Below are 16,291 nucleotides of genomic sequence, written 5' to 3'. Positions count from 1 at the left end.
CTAGCGCCCCGGGCCCAAATCTCCTAATTGCCGGGCCAGCCGGAGGGCCAGGTTGGTGCGGTCGCGGGCGTGCAGCTTGCGCAGCAGGGCGGAGACGTGATTCTTCACGGTGCCCTCCGCCAGCACGAGTTCCCCCGCGATCTCCCTGTTGCTCAGCCCCCGGGCCACCAGCCGCGCCACGGCGCGCTCCGTGCGGGTCAGCAGCGCCAGCTCGCTGCGGGCGTAGCAGGCCACCCGGGGATCGAGCACCAGGCCGCCGCCCAGCGCCGCGCGCATCGCGGCGACCAGCTCCTCCGGGGAGACCCCCTTGAGGATGTACCCGGCGGCGCCGGCCTCGATGAGGGAGGAGACCAACCCCGGCTGGTCGAAGGTGGTAAGCACCAGCACCGGCACGGGGTGGGCCGCGCGCAGCACCTCAAGCCCGCCGCACCCGGGCATGGCGGCGTCGGTGACCACGATGTCCGGCCGGTGCGCGCGGATCAGGGCGCCGACCAGGGAGCCGTCGGTGGCGGTGGCCACCACCTCCACGTCCGCGAAGGTCTCGAGCACCATGCGCAGTCCGTCGAGGACCACCCGGTGATCGTCGATCAGGATGACGCGCATGGCACCTCCATGAGCAGGCTAAAGCCCTTCTCCGCCGACGCCGTGACGCGCCCGCCCAGCTCGCGGGCGCGGCGGTCCAGCGAGGAGATCCCGTAGCCGGGGGAGAACTCGGCGGGGGAGCCGTCGTCCTGGGCCCGGATTCGCAGCCCTGCCGGGCTGGCCTCTACCTCGATGAGCACGGCGCCGGCGTCGCTGTGGCGCACCACGTTGGTCAGGGCCTCCTGGGTAAAGCGCAGGGCCAGCAGCGCCAGGGGCTCCGGCGGCTGGCCACCGCCGACCACCCGCACGCGCAGGGCGGTGGAGGAGAAGGACTCCGCCACGGAGTTCAGGGCGCGCAGGAGGTCGCCGTCGCGCAGCTCGAGGGGCGTCATGGCCCGCACCGTGGCGCGCATCTCGTCGAGGGCCTCGCGGGCGGTGCCGCGCGCCCTGGTCAGCTCCCGGTGGGCCTCCTCGGCGGGCAGCCGCAGCGCGGCGTCGATGCCGAGGATGATGGCGGTGAGGCGGTGCCCCAGGCCGTCGTGGAGGCTGCGGGCCGTGCGCTCGCGCTCGCGGGAGAGGAGGAGATCGCGCTCGATGGCGGACTGGCGCTGGAGCTGCTGGATCTGTGCGGCGAAGGCGTAACCCACGCCCAGCAGCGCGCCGATGGTGAGGGACTCCGTGAGCGCTCGGGTAGGCTCGCCCGCCTGGAGATGGATGCCGCCGGTCAGCGCCGTGACCAGCGCGAGGAAGGCGAGCCCCGCCGCCCGGTGGATGCCGAGCACGAGCACGAGGATGGCGAGGAAGAGGACGAGGGAGCTAGAGACCCAGTTGGCGGTGAGGTAGCAGGCCAGCGCCGTCAGGGAGAACGCGAGGCCGGTGAGGAGCGGGGCGACCCCGCGCGACCACAGCGCCCACAGGGCGCACAGACACAGGCCCAGGGCTGCCCCGAGCGGCGCGCGCGGCGAGCCAAGGAAGGCCAATATATAGAGGACAAGCGCCAGGCCGAAGAGCAGGCGCAGGTAAAAGCGGGAGACGGCGGGCATGGTCCTCACGCTACCGGGGGTCGCCCATGACCGGGGTCATGATTATGGGTGACCACGGGGCCTGGCGCGGGGGCCGCGGCGGCGGTTGGCTTAAGGGCATGAGAACTTTTCCGCGTATTCCGGTGAACTGGTGGGGCCTTATGCTGTGGGCGGCGGTGGCCTTCGGGATTCTCCTCGCGGGCAACGCTGCGCGCCCGTGGGGCGAGGACAACCCCGTGGCGGTGGCGGGGTGGTACCTGGTGAGCTGCCTGCTGATCGTCGCGTGCACGGCGGCGTGGGTGCGCTGGGTGGAGGGGAGATCGTGGCGGGCGCTCCTGGCGCGGCCGGGGGCCTTCTGGCTGGGCACCGCGATCGTCGTGCCGCTGACCCTGCTGGCGCACCTTCTTTACGCCGGGATCGGCTACCTGTGCGGCGAGGCCACCACGGAGTTCCTGGGTCAGTACCCCACCGGGTGGGTGCTGGCGGGCAGCGTGTGTTTTGCCTTCGTGCGTTCCTATATTCTCCAGGCGCTGCCGGAGGAGCTGATCTACCGGGGCTGGCTGGCCGACGTCACCCGGGATCGCCTCCGCCTCACCCTGGCCTGGACCACGGCGGCGTTTACCGTGGTGCACCTCGTCTCCTCCGGCGGGCAGGAGGGGCTGGGGGATCGGGTGGTCTACCTGGCGCTGCCCCTGGGGATGGGGCTGCTGGCGGGTGCGCTGCGCCTGACCACGGGGTCCGTGTGGGGCGGGGTGGCCACCCACGGCGGCATGCACATGGTCAACAGTCTTACGCCGCCGCTGGTGGCGGCGCACGGCTTCGACGCCGCGTGGGTGCTGCTCCTGGGCGGGCTGCAGGCGCTGGCAGCGGCGGTGATCCTGCGCAGGCGGGGATTTTCGCAACGCAAGCCCCATATAGTAGGGTGCTAAAGGATTTGACCGAGCCAACCTAGGCACGATCCCCCTGGGGAACCGACCTAGTGTACAACCTTAGGAATCGAGAAATATGAAGAAGGATATCCACCCGGATTACCACCCGGTGGTGTTCCAGGACGCTGGCACCGGCCAGAAGTTCCTGACCCGTTCCACCGCCACCAGCAGCCGCACCGTGGAGTGGGAGGACGGCAACGAGTACCCCCTCATCGTGGTGGACGTGACCAGCGAGTCCCACCCGTTCTGGACCGGCGCCCAGCGCGTCATGGACACCGCCGGCCGCGTGGAGAAGTTCCAGCGCCGCTTCGGTGGCATGGCTCGCCGCAAGAAGAAGACCCAGGCTTAAGGTAAGGAGGGAAGAGGAAAATGGCAGTACCTAAGTTCCGCAAGTCCCGCGCGAATACCCACTCGCGCCGCTCGCAGTGGAAGGCCGACAACGTTGCCCTCCAGGACGTGACCATTGACGGCCAGACCGTGCGCATCCCGCGCCGCCTGGTCAAGGCCGCCCAGCTTGGCCTGGTGGACGTGGAGCAGTTCTAGGACGCTCCACCTGTACGCCCCGCGACGCGGGGCGTTATTTTTTTATGCACTAAGCGCACAGCAAACGTGCAGAATCTCTCATGGAGCTGATACCCCCGTGGCAGTGAAGGGCCAGCGCCGGGGTGCATAATCGGGTGCCATGAACGAGAACATGGCACGCACGGAGAACACGCAGATCACCGAGACCGCCGAGCAGAACTGGGGCTGGCGCGAGCCGGAGCCCGCGCCGCAGAGGAAGAGGCTCGCCTTCGGGGTACTTCCCACGGTGGCGCTTATGACCGCCTCCGCCGTGGCGGCGGGGGCGATCACCGGCGTGGTGCTCGACCAGCAGCGGGGAGACTCCCCGGTGGTCAACTCCCTGCAGCAGCCGAACGTGCAGCAGACCGCCCACCGCGAGGCCCCGGAGGGCTCTACTGAGCAGGTGGCACAGTCCGTGCTGCCCTCCGTGGTGTCCATCCAGGTGGCCAGCGCCATGGGCGGGGAGGAGGGCTCCGGCTCCATCATCTCCTCCGACGGCCTGGTGCTCACCAACGCCCACGTGGCGGGCAAGCCCAACGCGCAGCTTCAGGTGACGCTGAACGACGGCAGCGTCCACCCGGCGGACCTGGTGGGCGCGGACGCCGCCACGGACATCGCCGTGATCAAGATCCGCGACGTCAAGGACCTGCCGGTCATCTCCTTCGGGGACTCCGACCAGGTGCAGGTTGGGCAGTCGGTCATCGCCATCGGCTCCCCGCTGGGGCTGGCCTCCACCGTGACCACGGGCATCGTCTCCGCCCTAAACCGCCCGGTGCGGGCCTCGGACACGGGCGGGGAGTCCTCGCTCATCGACGCCATCCAGACCGACGCCGCCATCAACCCGGGCAACTCCGGCGGCCCCCTGGTGGACATGAACGGCAACCTCATCGGCATGAACTCGGGCATCGCCTCCCTGAGCAGCACCGGGCAGTCGGGCTCCATCGGCCTGGGCTTTGCCATCCCCTCCACCTTTGCCAAGCGTGTGGCCGATCAGCTCGTGCAGGACGGCGAGGCCGTCCAGCCGATGCTGGGGGTCAACGTGCTGCGCGACGACCTCAACTACCCCAACCGCCCGCAGGTCAAGGGCGCGGTGATCGGCGGGGTGTCCCCGGATAGCCCCGCGCAGCGCGCCGGGCTTAAGGAGGGCGACGTGGTGACCAAGCTCAACGACCGCCTCATCGACTCCTCCGACGCCCTCATCGCCGCCGTGCGCTCGCACGACTTCGGGGAGACCGTGACGCTGGAGGTGACCTCGCAGGGGGAGGGCGAGCCCCACCCGGTAGAGGTCACGCTCACGGAGGACTAAGTTGTTTGATATGGAACATAGCCTGGCCGCCGCGTCCTTCCCCCTGCCCGATCTCGAACCGGACCCCGGGTATCTTTTGGCCTCGGAGCGGGAGGATCAGCCCCGGGCGCGCCACAACGCCCTGGTGGTGCTGGTCAACGACGCCGAGGACAAGGAGACCGGCGCGCTGGTGGCCGAGCTGCTCGCGGAGGCGGAGTTCACGGTGGGCGGGATTGTGGCGGTCAAGGCCAAGAAGTCCCGCATCCGCCAGGCCATCGAGACGGCCGTGGTGGGCGGGGTGGACCTGGTGCTCACCGTGGGCGGAACCGGGGTGGGGCCCCGGGACAAGACGCCCGAGGCCACCCGGGCGGTGCTGGATCAGCTCGTGCCCGGCATCGCGCAGGCCCTGCGCTCCTCGGGGCTGGGGTGCGGCGCGGTGGACGCGGCCACCTCGCGGGGCATCGCCGGGGTATCCGGCTCCACCGTGATCGTGAACCTGGCGGGCTCCCGCCCCGCCATCCGCGACGGCATGGCCACCCTGGCCCCCCTGGTGCACCACGTGATTGACGAGCTGCCGTGAGGCCCAAGCGCCGCGCGGTGCGCCCGAGCCCGGCGCGTCACATCGATCGCCGCGCCGATACCCCGCACCGGGCCTTCTTCGAGGCCCGCAGCGAGGAGTTCTTTCGGCGGCAGCGCCCGCCTCACTCGGCGCGGTGAGCGCCGCCCCCGGTCTGGCTTTCCTGGTCCTTCAGCAGGTCGCGGATCTCGGAGAGCAGGCCCGCCTCGATGGAGACCTTCTCCTCCTCGTCCTCTTCCACGCCGTGGCGGCGCGCCTGCATCTCGTTGAGCTTGTTCATCGGGGCCACCAGGATGAAGTACACCACGGCGGCGATGATGAGGAAGTTCAGGCCCGAGGTGATCACGGCTCCGAAGTCCACGCGGGTGGCGGCGTCCCCGGCGCGCAGCTCGATGGCCAGGCCGTCCACCTCCGGGCTGGTGCCCAGGGCCGCGATGAGCGGGTTGATGATGTTGTCGGTGAAGGCGGTCACGATGGCCGTGAAGGCGGAGCCGATGACCACGGCGACCGCCAGCTCGATGACGTTGCCGCGCAGAATGAAGTCCTTAAAGCCCTTAAGCAAGGGAACCTCCTGGGATATTTTAGGGGACGGTGTGGGGTGAACTGTATCTCACCGTGGTGAGAAGCACCGTGAGCGGGGTGGACAGGGCGGCCGTGGCCACGCGGGCCGCGGCCTCCTCCGGCAGGGCGAGCAGTGCCGAGGTGTTCTCCGGGTCGGGAGGCAATAAGACCTTAGCCCCGGTGGCGATGATCTGCTCGCCCTGGGCCACCACGGATACCACATCGCCGTGGTGCAGGACGTGCTCCGGGGCGGAAAGCGGCACGGGCACCGCCACCTGGCCGTCGAGCGCCGCCGGGCTGAGAAGCCGGGTGGGTGTTACCGGCTCCCCGGGGACGGCGGGGGCGATGAGCACCTTGCCTATGGCGTCCTGCGGGTCACGCAACACCGAGGCGGGGGCGTCGGCGGACCGGCGCACCTCCACGTCCCCGGCGGCGATCTCCCGGCCGGTGGGCACGTCCGCGCGGAAGAACAGCGCGGGCGTGCCCTGGGGGCGCAGCGCGAGGGCCGCCGCCAGGGCCAGGATCAGGCCGGCGGCGGCGCGGCGCAGGAGCACCACCCGCCGCCAGCCGGGGGTGCGCAGGGTGGCGAGGAGTCGGGAGATCATACCCCCTTGGACTTGGCGCGCCACCCTCCCGGTTCCACGATGTAGTCCACCGCCTGATCGTGGGGCTCCACGGGCACCGGGATGATCTCCTCGGGGTAGGCCAGGGCCGCGATGGGCGGGCGCGGCGGGGCTAGTGCCGTCAGGGCCGCCAGGTCTGCCAGGGCGCGGTCGTAGTAGCCGCCGCCCTTGCCCAGCCGGTATCCCTCCGGGCTGATCCCCAGGGTGGGCACCAGGACGAGGGCGCAGGAGGCGAGGGCCTCGGTGCCGCGCCGCGGGCCCGCGGGCTCGGGGATGCCCAGATGGCCGGGGCGGGAGGGGCCGTCGAGCGCCCAGGCGAGGCGGCCGCCGGGGAGGCTGATCGGCAGGTAGATGTCCCTGCCCGTGCCGCGCAGGGCTGGGAGCAGGGCACCGTGGCCGGGCTCGGAGGGCAGGGGATGGTAGGCGGCCACCGGACCGGGGGAGCAGCGGCCCAGCAGCCGGAGGCACTGCGCGGCCAGGGCGGCGTCCTCCTCCCGCTTGGCGGGGCGGGCGCGCCGGGCGCGGGTCAGGGCGCGGCGCAGCTCTTCTTTGCTCACCTGCCCCAGGTTACCGTGGCGCTGCATGGCGGGAGGCGCATACATGGGTAGGGTGAGGGTTTATGAATGCACCCACTTCGGAACACCCGCACGCGGTCAAAACGGTCGTTGTTCCCGCCGCCGGGCTGGGCACCCGCTTCCTTCCCGCCACCAAGACGGTTCCCAAGGAGCTGCTGCCGGTGGTGGACACCCCCGGCATCGAGCTGATCGCGGACGAGGCCGCGTCCCTGGGGGCCTCGCGGCTGGCGGTGATCACCGCCCCGCGCAAGGAGGGCGTGCTGGCGCACTTTGCCCCCGCCCCGGACCTGGAGGAGACCCTGCACGCGCGCGGCAAGGACGAGCAGCTGCGCAAGGTGCGCCACGCCAGCGGCATTATCGACGCCGTCCCGGTGACCCAGGAGCGCCCCCTCGGGCTGGGCCACGCCGTGGGACTGGCGGAGACCGTGCTGGACGCGGACGAGGACGTGGTGGCCGTGATGCTCCCGGATGACCTGGTGCTTCCGGTGGGCGTGATGGAAAAGATGGCCGCCGTGCGCGCCGAGTACGGCGGCTCCGTGCTGTGCGCCTTCGTGGTGCCGCACGAGGAGGTGTACAACTACGGTGTGTTTGACGTGGAGGACACCGGGCGCGAGGACGTCAAGCGCGTGGTGGGCATGGTGGAAAAGCCGGACCCCGCCCAGGCGCCCTCCAACTTCGTGGCCACCGGCCGCTACCTGCTGGACCGCGCGATCTTCGACGCCCTGCAGCGCATCACCCCCGGCAAGGGCGGGGAGCTGCAGCTCACCGACGCCATCGAGCTGCTCATCACCGAGGGGCACCCCGTGCACGTGGTGATCCACGAGGGCACCCGGCACGACCTGGGCAACCCCGGCGGCTACATCCCCGCCTGCGTGGACTTTGGGCTGAGCCACCCCGTGTACGGCCCGGGGCTGAAGAAGGCCATCGCGGAGATCCTGGCCCGCCACGAGGGCTAGGGTATTTGGGGAGCAATCGAGGATAAGGAGGCTGCGAGTGCGGTCCGTGGACGAGCAGCTAGCCCTGGTGGCGGACGCTGCCGTGACGCCCGAGCCCGTGCGCATTTCCATTGCGGACGCGCTCGGCCTCATGTGCGCCGAGGAGGTGCAGGCCAGCGATCCGCTGCCCGGCTTTGCCCAGGCGGCCATCGACGGCTACGCCGTGCGCGCCGTGGACGTGGGCGGCGAGCGGGGCCTGAGCTCCTCCGTGGGGCCGCTGGTGCCTGTGGAGAAGTCCCTGCCCGTGGTGGGGGAGGTGGCCGCCGGGTCCCAGCAGCCGCTGCGCCTGCAGCCCAAGCAGGCGGTGCGCGTGCACACGGGCGCCCCGCTGCCCACCCTGGCCGACGCCGTGCTGCCCCTGGACTGGAGCGATCGCGGGCGCAAGCGCGTCTCCGCCAACAGGGCGGTGCGCTCCGGGGACTTCGTGCGCCGCGTGGGCGACGACGTGAACAAGGGCGACGTGGCGGTCTCCTCCGGCGCGGTGCTGGGCCCGGCGCAGATCGGCCTGCTCGCGGCGGTGGGGCGCTCCAAGGTGCTGGTGTACCCGCGCCCGCGCATCTCCCTGATCTCCGTGGGCGCGGAGCTGGTGGACATCCACCGCGACCCGGGCCTGGGGCAGGTCTACGACGTCAACTCCTACTCCCTGTCCGCCGCCGCCAAGGAGGCCGGCGCGGACGTGCACCGGGTGGGCATCGCGGAGGGCGAGAGCCGCCGCCTGCGCGAGATCATCGAGGGGCAGATGATGCGCAGCGAGATCCTGGTCATCTCCGGGGCCGTGGGCGGCACCGGCTCGCAGCGGGTGCGCGCGGTGCTCGAGGAGCTGGGGGACATCGACACCACCCGCGTGGCCATGCACCCCGGCTCCGTGCAGGGATTCGGTCTGCTGGGCGAGGATCGCGTGCCGGTGTTCCTGCTGCCCTCCAACCCGGTCTCGGCCCTGGTGACCTTCGAGGTCTTCGTGCGCCCCCTGGTGCGGCTGTGCCTGGGCAAGCGCAACTCCCAGCGCCGCGTGGTGCGCGCCCGCGCGCTCAACCACGTCACCTCCATCCCGGGGCGGCGCGGCTTCGTGCGCGCCCGCCTCATGCGCGACGCCGAGACGCACGACTACCTGGTGGAGGGCCTCGGGGGAGCCACCGGCGCGCCAGCGCACCTGCTGGCGGGGCTGTCCGCCGCTAACGCCATGATCCGCATTCCCGACGCCGCGGCGGAGATCCGCCCCGGGGACATCGTGGAGGTCCTGTTCCTCGCCCAGGGCTCATGAGGGCGGTGCTCCTCGACGGCGCCACCGTGCGCCTGCGCCCCCTGCGGCGCGGCGACGGCGCCGCGTGGTGCCAGATCCGCATCCTCAACGAGCCCTTTCTGCGCCCCGTGGAGCCCACGCTGCGCGGCGGCTGGGAGGAGAACCACACCCCGGCGCAGTGGCGGCGCTACTACAAGCACCTGCGCCGCTGCGCCAAGGAGGGCACCACCGTGCCCCTGGCCATCGAGGTGGACGGTGAGTTCGCCGGGCAGCTTACCCTGGGCGGCATCCAGCGCGGCACCGCCTCCGAGTGCTGGATCGGCTACTGGGTGGACGCCGCGCGCACCGGCAGGGGAGTGGCCACCGCCGCCTGCGCCCTGGGCACCGACTACGCCCTGGCCACCCTGGGGCTGCACCGGGTCACCGCCACCTACCTGCCCAGCAACCCCGCCTCGGGGACCGTGCTGGGGCGCAACGGCTACCGCGAGGAGGGCTACCTGCGCGCCAACTTGCACATCGACGGCGCCTGGCGCGACCATCACTTTGTGGCGCTGGTGGCCGGGGACCCGCCGGGCACCTGCCTGGGCAGGCTGCGGCGCGCCGGGCTGATCCGCTGATCGGCGCGCCTCGGCTTTGCCGGGGGAGGCGCCGGTTATCCTACAAACGTTTTCCCCTACCCTGGAAGGTGCAATCTCGTGACCGGTGGCCTGCTGATACTCCTCATCATCGTGCTCTGGCTCTTTGTGCTGATCCCGCTTTTGCAAAGGGATAACAAGCCCATCCGCAAGACCGGGGAGGCCCTGGAGGAGACCCGCGTGGTCTACGAGGGCGGCACCACGCCCACCGGCACCATGCGCCGCAAGCCCAGGATCAAGGCCGAGGACATCCACTACACCGAGGAAAAACCCGCCGAGGACTACGAGGTGGTGGCCCCCGAGGAGGTGGCGGTGAGCGAGCGCGCCACCCCCGAGGAGGAGGACGTGCCCGAGGTGTATCTGGAGGGGGACGTGGTGCACGAGCTGGAGGCCGCCGAGGGCTCCGAGAGCGCGGAGGCCGACGGGGCGGAAGAACCTCAAGAGGAGGCCGTGGCCCCCGAGGAGCAGGGGGACACCTACGAGGTGGACGAGACGCACACCACCCCGGAGGACCTGCTCTACGCCCCCGCGAAGCCGGAGGCCGAGGGGGAGCCCGGCGAGCGGGCCGAGGACCCGGACGAGGACGAGGCGGAGGAGGAACTCAGCGAGGAGGAGCTGGAGTTCGCCGCCAGCCGCCGCGGGCGCGGGGGCTGGGACCCGGAGACCGACGCCGCCAACTCCGCCGACCGCTACCAGCGCCGCCAGCGCACCCTCATGGGGCTGGGCGGGATCACCGCCCTGGCCCTCGTCCTCGCCGTGATCTTCGGCGGCTGGGTGTGGGCCGCGCCGGGCGCCTGCGCGCTCCTGCTGCTCATCTACCTGCTCGCCCTGCGCTCCCAGGTGCGCCAGGAGGAGGCGCTGCGCCGTCGCCGGATCAGGCAACTGCGCCGCGCCCGCATGGGCGTGCGCCACCGTGACGACGAGGCGCTGCACATCCCCCGCCAGCTTTTGCGCCCCGGCGCCGTGGTGGTGGAGATGGACGACGAGAGCCCGGACTTTTATCACCTCGAGACGCGCGCGGCGGCCACCCGGGAGCGCGTGGCGGACGCGCGCGGGGCCTACGAGAGGCGCGCCGCGGTGTAGTTGACCTGCTGGTTCGTCGAATCCGTGGGGGAGGGGGTAAAGTACTCAGGCATTGGGGCTATAGCTCAGTTGGTAGAGCGTTGCGTTCGCAATGCAAAGGTCAGGGGTTCGATTCCCCTTAGCTCCACCATAAAACCCGCTTGCGCGGAAGATCGCGCAGGCGGGTTTTGCTATATCCATGCGGGGATGAAGGCGAAGTGAGAACGCGGCGAGAGGGGATAAGGTGATGGCTATGTTCGGTGGTTTTTCTCATCCTTGCCCTCTCCCGGATCTGCCCCGCGTGGGCTTTGACGCCGCATATCACGCGCTGCTGAAGAACCACCCCTTTGCCACCTGGTCCACCGCGCGCCTGGAGGGCCTGAACTTCACCTTTCCCGAGGTGCAGACCATCATGTCCGGGATGACGGTGGGAGGCCACCCGCTGCACGATCTGGACGAGGTGCGGGCCATCGCGGAGGCGTGGGGCCTGGTGGTCCGGGAGGCGAAAAAACGCACCCCCGTGACCCGGGAGATCGCGGAGCGGATCAACGGGACGGTGTCCCGCTCTCGAACCTCCCTGGGCGGGCGCGGCGGGATCGTCCGCACCCCGGAGGGGGACTACCAGGCGCCCTCCCGGGAGGAACTGGACGAGGTATGGGCCTGGTGGGAGGGCAACGCCCCCACCGAGGCCGCGCGGCGCGCCCTCCTGCGGGTGCCGTTCATGGCCCGGGCGCAGTTCTTCTGGGACGGGAACAAGCGCACGGCGGTGATGACCGCCAGCCTGGAACTGGTGGCCCACGGGTACATGCCCTTCACCGTGTCCGGGAACAAGCAACTGGAGTGGCACCAGGCGCTCACCGAGCTGTTCATGCGGGACGACGCCGCGCCGCTCATCGCGGTATTGGAGGAATCCGCGCAGCCGTTGTGATGTGGGAGGCGCCTGTGCGCTTCCTATGCCATAATCGCGGCCATGAGGTCGCGCGTATGGAGAAGGGTATTCTTTGTTCTTTCCTGCCTCATGCTCGCGGTGAGCGCTGGGGTGCTCGCGGCCGGGTTCGTGTGGGGCAATCTCATTTCCTTTGCCGTGGTTCCCGCCATCACCATTATCTCCTGCGTGATCGTGCGCGCGGCAAGGAAAAAGATTCTCTTTAGCTCTGCGGGGCTGGGGTTTCCCGAACTCGTGGCGGTGACGTGCGGGGCGGTGGCGCTCGTGTGTTTCTCCTTTTCCATGGCCCTCGCGGAGACGGAGCCGTCGCGCATAAGCCAGTACACCATCGCCTTTTTCTGTGCGGCCTTGTTATTCACGCTGCTGGGGGACCGCCAGGAGCGGTGACCCTAACGATGTGATGGGTATCGTTGGAGGAAGAATGCGGCCGGTGGTCGTCGTCCCACGCTGGGACAGCGCGCAGTTGGCCTTAAACCGCAAGAGAAGGGGGAGAAGCAGGATGCGCACCGCCATGATCGCCGGGGCCTTCGCCGCGTGGGTGTTCGCATTGATCGTGCTGTTGATCGCGGTGCAGGGCCACTTTAACCGCAAGGAGATCAATCAGCTTGTGGATGAGGCGCACGAGCGGGGGATTTCCTACGAACTCACCGTGCACAACGAGTGGACGTATTCCTATACCTTCTCCGCCTCCGAGCCCGGCGAATAGCAAAAACCCGGCGCGCACTCGCGCCGGGTTAACCGCGTCCGCTACTTGTTCTCGGAGCGGGTCTCGGACACCGTGGTCTTGGGGTGACGCTCGGCGGTGGCCTCCTTGACGTAGCGCCCGGTAATGGCGCTGCGGTGGTCCTTCTTCTCTTCCTTGTTGGAGGAGTCGGTCACGCTCAATCACCTCGCTTTCCAGGGCCGGTTGCCCCTGCGGGCCAGGCTACCGTTCTTTTTCCTTCCGGGGCGCAAGGAGATACACCATGATCGCCCCGGCGGAGGCGGGGATGATTCCGCTGGCTAAGTCGGAGAGGATCCGCCCGCCGAGGGCGAAGAGGACCTTGAAGGCGAGGAGGGCGCGGACGTAGGGGGGACATGGTTAGAAGTGGCTCTCCTTTGCGTCGGTGGGCAGGAGGTAGACGCCGTCGATGAGGTCGTCGGGGGTAAAGGACACCCGTCCGAGGCATTCCCCGGCCTCGAAGTGCAGGGTGGTCACCCCCACGGCGGTGCCCACCACGCTCCCGTGGAGGGGTTCTCGCGCGTTGGTGCGGCTGGCGGCGGTGACGAGGGTGTCGCGGCAGCCGTCAAAGTCGCCGTAGTCCCCGATGGTGGAGGTCCATGCCTGAAGGAACACCTCGGGGGTGAGTTCCTTGCGGGCGTCGGGGTGGAGCAGGGCGGCGGCCTCGTCCCATCGCTGGGCGTCGATGTGGGCGAAGAGCCGTTCGGTGAGGTCGATGAGGATTGTCACGGGGCGGGTGCGCATGGGTTTTCCTGTTCTGGGGTCGATGGGAGCGCCGAATCTCTTGAAGGCGGCCTGCCGGGAGACTCCGAGGGCCGCGCCGATCTCGGCCCAGGAGGAGCCCCGGGCGCGGGCGGCGTGGACGGCGCGGTGGAGCTGCTGCTGGGCGGCCTCGATGGCTTGTTGTGCTTGGCGTATGCTGTCCACGCCCATAGTCAACCCTACGTTGACACTTCTGTCAATGTAGGGTTGACGCCCCGCCAAGCGCCGAACCCTACCCCCACACCCCCGAGCTGCCGCGCCGCCACGACCCCACCAGGTGCGTGTCCACCACCCCCACCGCCTCCATGAGGGCGTACATGGTGGTGGGCCCCACGAAGCGGAACCCCGCCTTCTTCAGCGCCGCCGCCAGCGCCGCGGACTCGGGGGAGCGGGTGGGCACCTCCTCCATCGTGCGCGGTGCCGGGGTGGTCTCGGGCCGGAAGGACCACACCAGCTCCGCGAGCCCGCCCACGGGAACCAGGTCTAAGGTGGCGCGGGCGTTGGCGATGGCGGCCTCGATCTTGCGGCGGTTGCGCACGATGGAGGCGTCGGCAAGCAGCCCCTCCACCTCGGCGGGCCCGTACCGGGCCACCGCCTCGGGGTCGAAGCCGCAGAACGCGCGGCGGAAGGCGGGGCGCTTGGCCAGGATGGTGGCCCAGGACAGGCCGGACTGGAAGGACTCCAGGGTGAGGCGCTCGTACATGCCGCGGTCGTCGCGCACGGGCATGCCCCATTCGGTGTCGTAGTACTCGCGCAGGAGGGCGGAGGCGGTGGCCCAGGGCGGGCGGCGCAGGCCGTCCTCGCAGAGGATGGTGCCGTCGGTGCTCATGGTGCTATTAGACTCCTCGCGGCGTTGTCGGGTTCCCCTCAGTGGGGGCGTGCGGGAGGGGAGGTCTAGAGTGCGGGGAAGAAGATCCCTACAAGTATATGGAGGTACCTTGACCGCACGCCCACAGCAGCACACCCCACGACGCCACGCCCTCATCCTCGCCCTGGCGGTCGGCCTGGCCGCCCTGAACCTGCGCCCGGCCATCGTGGCCGTGGGGTCCGTCCTGGATCGGATCTCCGCCGCGTACGACGCCCCCGGCACCCTGTCCGGGCTGCTCACCGCGCTGCCCGGCATCTGCTTCGCCCTCTTTGGGGTGGCGGCGGTGCCGCTCTCGCGCCGCCTGGGGCTCACGGGAACCCTGCTGCTGGCGATGGCGCTGGAGGTCCTGGGCCAGGCGCTGCGGCCGGTGATGGGCAGCATGTGGGGGTTCATAGCGCTTACCGGCCTGGTGGTGATGGGCATCGCGCTGGTCAACGTGCTGCTGCCCGCGTGGATCAAGGGCGCGGGCGGGCTCGCGGCGGTGCGGCTGATGACGATCTACACCACCGTGCTCAGCGTGGGCATGTTCCTCGGCCCGCTGTCTCCCATGCTCACGGACTCCTGGCGCGGGGTGCTGTGGATCTGGGCGGGGGTGGCGGCGCTGCAGCTCCCGGTGTGGGGGCGGCTGATCCTTTCCGCGCGCACGCAGGCCGCGCCCTCCCGCACCCCGGACCCCATCCGGGGCAGCCTGTGGCGCTCGCCGCTGGCGGTGGCCATCACCGCCTTCTTCGGCCTGCAGTCCATGAACGCCTACATCCAGATGGGCTGGCTACCCACCGTCCTGGCGGAGGCGGGGGCCAGCCCCCGGGTGGCCTCGGTGGGCCTGGCGCTGGTGGGCGGCCTCGGGATCGTCGGCGGGCTGATCGTCCCGCGCATCGCGGCCCGCAGTGCGCACGCGCACTGGGTGATCGTGGGCTTCGCCGCCTCGACGGCGGCCGGATACCTGGGGCTGATCTACGCCCCGATGAGCGCGCCCTACCTGTGGTCCGCGCTGCTGGGCATCGGCGGCTTCTGCTTCCTCATGGCGCTCGCGCTCATGCCGGCGCGCACCAGCGCCCCGGAGGTCACGGCCAGGCTCTCGGCCTTCGTCCAGTCCGTCGGCTACCTCCTGGCCGCCGGTGGGCCGCTGCTGGTGGGCGCGGCCCACCAGGCGCTGGGGAGCTGGGGGCCGATCCTGTGGGTGCTGCTGCTCAGCAGCGTGCTGATGGGAGTAGTGGGCTGGTTCGCCGGGCGCGAGGGCAACGTGGACGCGCAGTTGGCCCGGCAGGCAAGGTAGCCTAGAGGCCATGGACAGGCCGGTGATACGGGATGGTGCGCTGCTGATTTTCCGGGCGGTGCTGGGGCTGATCTTTGTGGCCCACGGGTGGAAGATCCTCATGGTGGACGGCATCACGGAGACCACCGGGCAATTCAGCGCCTGGGGGGTCCCGCAGCCCGCCCTGTCCGCGTGGATCGCGGGCATCGCGCAGCTCGCCGGGGGCGCGCTGCTGGTGATCGGCCTGCTCACCACCGTGGTGGCCGGGGCCCTGGCCCTGCTCATGGTGGCCGCCATCTACTTCGTGCACCTCACCCCCAGCGTGGAGACCCTGGAATACCCCGTGGTGATGCTGGTATCCCTGCTGATGATCGTGGTGTTCGGCTCCGGGCGCGCCAGCGTGGACGGGGTGCTCACCCGATGATCGCGCACGAGGTGATCCAGGCGGAGCTTTCCGCCCGGCTCGACGGCGAGGCGGGCCGCCTGGACGACGACGTGGTGGAGACCCACCTGGACCAGTGCGAGCAGTGCCAGGCGTTCTATCGCCGGGCGGCGCGCCTCCAGCCTCTGCCCGCCCCCGCGGGCCGGGAGCCGGGGGAGGAGCTGACCAGGGCCATCCTCACCGAGGTGGAGCCGGAGTGGCGGCGCCACTCCGGTGCCCGCCTGGCCTCCCTGACCGTCGCGCGCCTGAGCCTCGCGCTGCTGGCGGTGCTGCACGCGGTGGTGGCGGTGCGGATGCTGGCCGATACCGGCGGGCTGCTGGAGACGGTGGACGGCGGCCGGGTGCTCAGCCCCGCCGCCGACCCCGCCCTGGCGCGCCTGCTGGCGCAGGGGGCCGCGGTGCGTCTCGCGCTGGCCGCCGCCCTGCTTCTGGGGGCGTGGCTGCCGCGCCTGCTGCTGGGGCTGCTGCCGCTGCTGGGCGCGTGGACGATGTTCAGCCTGGGCTTTGGCATGAGGGACTTCCTGCTCGGCGGCACCAGCCGGGGGCAGGCGATGGAGCTGGCGGTGCTGGCGCTGACCACGGGGGCCGCCGCCTGGGCGTGGGTGAGCAGCGGCGGGTGGTCGCGCTGGCGCGCCGGGCTGCTGAGCTAG

23 protein-coding genes and 1 tRNA gene are annotated in these 16,291 nt (G+C 70.6%); 16 read left to right on the top strand and 8 right to left on the bottom strand.

The window, feature by feature from the left end; translation table 11 throughout:
* Together B140_RS0109480 and B140_RS13015 are read right to left on the bottom strand one after the other, a co-directional pair.
* Positions 1 to 603 carry a response regulator gene (locus B140_RS0109480; protein WP_018119124.1) on the bottom strand — a complete coding sequence of 201 codons (603 nt, stop codon included), beginning with the start codon at positions 601 to 603 and terminating at the stop codon, positions 1 to 3.
* Entirely contained in the window at positions 588 to 1,625 is a 1,038-nt protein-coding gene (locus tag B140_RS13015; RefSeq protein WP_018119123.1) for a sensor histidine kinase, read from the bottom strand. Before B140_RS13015 ends, B140_RS0109480 begins: the two co-directional genes overlap by 16 nt.
* A gap of 98 nt (positions 1,626 to 1,723) precedes the next feature.
* On the opposite strand from B140_RS13015, the gene B140_RS0109470 reads away from it, so the two are divergent.
* The 5 genes from B140_RS0109470 (at position 1,724) to B140_RS0109450 (ending at position 4,959) form a co-directional block, all read left to right on the top strand.
* The gene (locus B140_RS0109470; RefSeq protein ID WP_156801735.1) at positions 1,724 to 2,533 is read left to right on the top strand and encodes a CPBP family intramembrane glutamic endopeptidase; all 810 of its coding nucleotides are present in this window, start codon (positions 1,724 to 1,726) and stop codon (positions 2,531 to 2,533) included.
* 76 nt (positions 2,534 to 2,609) lie between these two features.
* Positions 2,610 to 2,882, top strand: coding sequence for a type B 50S ribosomal protein L31 (locus B140_RS0109465; protein WP_018119121.1), 273 nt, complete (start codon positions 2,610 to 2,612; stop codon positions 2,880 to 2,882).
* 20 nt (positions 2,883 to 2,902) lie between these two features.
* The gene (gene rpmF, locus B140_RS0109460) at positions 2,903 to 3,076 is read left to right on the top strand and encodes a 50S ribosomal protein L32 (protein ID WP_018119120.1); all 174 of its coding nucleotides are present in this window, start codon (positions 2,903 to 2,905) and stop codon (positions 3,074 to 3,076) included.
* Between the two features lie 139 nt (positions 3,077 to 3,215).
* Positions 3,216 to 4,400: a S1C family serine protease gene (locus tag B140_RS0109455; RefSeq protein ID WP_018119119.1), complete on the top strand. Its 1,185-nt coding sequence runs from the start codon at positions 3,216 to 3,218 to the stop codon at positions 4,398 to 4,400.
* Positions 4,401 to 4,410: 10 nt separating this feature from the next.
* Positions 4,411 to 4,959 (top strand): MogA/MoaB family molybdenum cofactor biosynthesis protein, encoded by a 549-nt coding sequence (locus B140_RS0109450; RefSeq protein ID WP_026166195.1) that lies wholly within the window; start codon positions 4,411 to 4,413, stop codon positions 4,957 to 4,959.
* A 121-nt stretch (positions 4,960 to 5,080) separates the two neighbouring features.
* On the opposite strand, the gene mscL is transcribed toward B140_RS0109450, so the two are convergent.
* From mscL to B140_RS12445, 3 genes are read right to left on the bottom strand one after another with little or no spacing between them, the layout of a single operon-like run.
* Positions 5,081 to 5,518, bottom strand: coding sequence for a large-conductance mechanosensitive channel protein MscL (gene mscL, locus B140_RS0109445; protein WP_018119117.1), 438 nt, complete (start codon positions 5,516 to 5,518; stop codon positions 5,081 to 5,083).
* Between the two features lie 19 nt (positions 5,519 to 5,537).
* Positions 5,538 to 6,122, bottom strand: a complete 585-nt coding sequence (locus B140_RS12450; RefSeq protein ID WP_018119116.1) for an SAF domain-containing protein — start codon at positions 6,120 to 6,122, stop codon at positions 5,538 to 5,540.
* Positions 6,119 to 6,697 carry a 5-formyltetrahydrofolate cyclo-ligase gene (locus B140_RS12445; protein ID WP_169332535.1) on the bottom strand — a complete coding sequence of 193 codons (579 nt, stop codon included), beginning with the start codon at positions 6,695 to 6,697 and terminating at the stop codon, positions 6,119 to 6,121. Before B140_RS12445 ends, B140_RS12450 begins: the two co-directional genes overlap by 4 nt.
* Positions 6,698 to 6,759: 62 nt before the next feature.
* On the opposite strand from B140_RS12445, the gene B140_RS0109430 reads away from it, so the two are divergent.
* The 8 genes from B140_RS0109430 (at position 6,760) to B140_RS0109395 (ending at position 12,299) form a co-directional block, all read left to right on the top strand.
* Complete coding sequence (locus tag B140_RS0109430) at positions 6,760 to 7,671, top strand: UTP--glucose-1-phosphate uridylyltransferase (protein WP_018119114.1); 912 nt, start codon at positions 6,760 to 6,762, stop codon at positions 7,669 to 7,671.
* A 37-nt stretch (positions 7,672 to 7,708) separates the two neighbouring features.
* Positions 7,709 to 8,971: a molybdotransferase-like divisome protein Glp gene (glp, locus tag B140_RS0109425; protein WP_018119113.1), complete on the top strand. Its 1,263-nt coding sequence runs from the start codon at positions 7,709 to 7,711 to the stop codon at positions 8,969 to 8,971.
* Positions 8,968 to 9,567, top strand: coding sequence for a GNAT family N-acetyltransferase (locus B140_RS0109420; protein WP_018119112.1), 600 nt, complete (start codon positions 8,968 to 8,970; stop codon positions 9,565 to 9,567). Before glp ends, B140_RS0109420 begins: the two co-directional genes overlap by 4 nt.
* Positions 9,568 to 9,645: 78 nt before the next feature.
* Positions 9,646 to 10,668, top strand: a complete 1,023-nt coding sequence (gene sepX / locus B140_RS0109415) for a divisome protein SepX/GlpR (RefSeq protein ID WP_018119111.1) — start codon at positions 9,646 to 9,648, stop codon at positions 10,666 to 10,668.
* A 54-nt stretch (positions 10,669 to 10,722) separates the two neighbouring features.
* A tRNA-Ala gene (locus B140_RS0109410) sits at positions 10,723 to 10,798 on the top strand.
* Between the two features lie 102 nt (positions 10,799 to 10,900).
* On the top strand, positions 10,901 to 11,575 hold the full coding sequence (locus B140_RS0109405; protein ID WP_156801733.1) for a Fic family protein: 675 nt from the start codon (positions 10,901 to 10,903) through the stop codon (positions 11,573 to 11,575).
* Between the two features lie 42 nt (positions 11,576 to 11,617).
* Positions 11,618 to 11,980, top strand: a complete 363-nt coding sequence (locus B140_RS0109400; protein WP_156801732.1) for a hypothetical protein — start codon at positions 11,618 to 11,620, stop codon at positions 11,978 to 11,980.
* Between the two features lie 112 nt (positions 11,981 to 12,092).
* Positions 12,093 to 12,299 (top strand): hypothetical protein, encoded by a 207-nt coding sequence (locus B140_RS0109395; protein WP_018119108.1) that lies wholly within the window; start codon positions 12,093 to 12,095, stop codon positions 12,297 to 12,299.
* 41 nt (positions 12,300 to 12,340) lie between these two features.
* Here the strand turns inward: B140_RS0109395 and B140_RS14575 are convergent, their stop codons facing one another.
* From B140_RS14575 to B140_RS0109375, 3 genes are all read right to left on the bottom strand, one after another.
* Positions 12,341 to 12,472, bottom strand: a complete 132-nt coding sequence (locus B140_RS14575) for a hypothetical protein (RefSeq protein ID WP_018119107.1) — start codon at positions 12,470 to 12,472, stop codon at positions 12,341 to 12,343.
* A gap of 202 nt (positions 12,473 to 12,674) precedes the next feature.
* On the bottom strand, positions 12,675 to 13,241 hold the full coding sequence (locus B140_RS0109380; protein ID WP_026166194.1) for a hypothetical protein: 567 nt from the start codon (positions 13,239 to 13,241) through the stop codon (positions 12,675 to 12,677).
* A 67-nt stretch (positions 13,242 to 13,308) separates the two neighbouring features.
* On the bottom strand, positions 13,309 to 13,905 hold the full coding sequence (locus tag B140_RS0109375; RefSeq protein WP_018119104.1) for a DNA-3-methyladenine glycosylase I: 597 nt from the start codon (positions 13,903 to 13,905) through the stop codon (positions 13,309 to 13,311).
* A gap of 109 nt (positions 13,906 to 14,014) precedes the next feature.
* Between B140_RS0109375 and B140_RS0109370 the strand changes: the two genes are divergently transcribed.
* The 3 genes from B140_RS0109370 to B140_RS0109360 are packed head-to-tail and all read left to right on the top strand — an operon-like array spanning position 14,015 to position 16,291.
* Positions 14,015 to 15,220: an MFS transporter gene (locus B140_RS0109370; protein ID WP_018119103.1), complete on the top strand. Its 1,206-nt coding sequence runs from the start codon at positions 14,015 to 14,017 to the stop codon at positions 15,218 to 15,220.
* 10 nt (positions 15,221 to 15,230) lie between these two features.
* A complete protein-coding gene (locus B140_RS0109365; protein WP_018119102.1) occupies positions 15,231 to 15,623 on the top strand; it encodes a DoxX family protein in 393 nt (130 codons plus the stop codon).
* Positions 15,620 to 16,291, top strand: coding sequence for a zf-HC2 domain-containing protein (locus B140_RS0109360; protein ID WP_018119101.1), 672 nt, complete (start codon positions 15,620 to 15,622; stop codon positions 16,289 to 16,291). Before B140_RS0109365 ends, B140_RS0109360 begins: the two co-directional genes overlap by 4 nt.

This window comes from Corynebacterium mastitidis DSM 44356, assembly GCF_000375365.1.
GTDB lineage: Bacteria > Actinomycetota > Actinomycetes > Mycobacteriales > Mycobacteriaceae > Corynebacterium > Corynebacterium mastitidis.
Note: the sequence above shows the minus strand (reverse complement) of the source record. Positions and strands in the feature narration are given on the sequence as shown.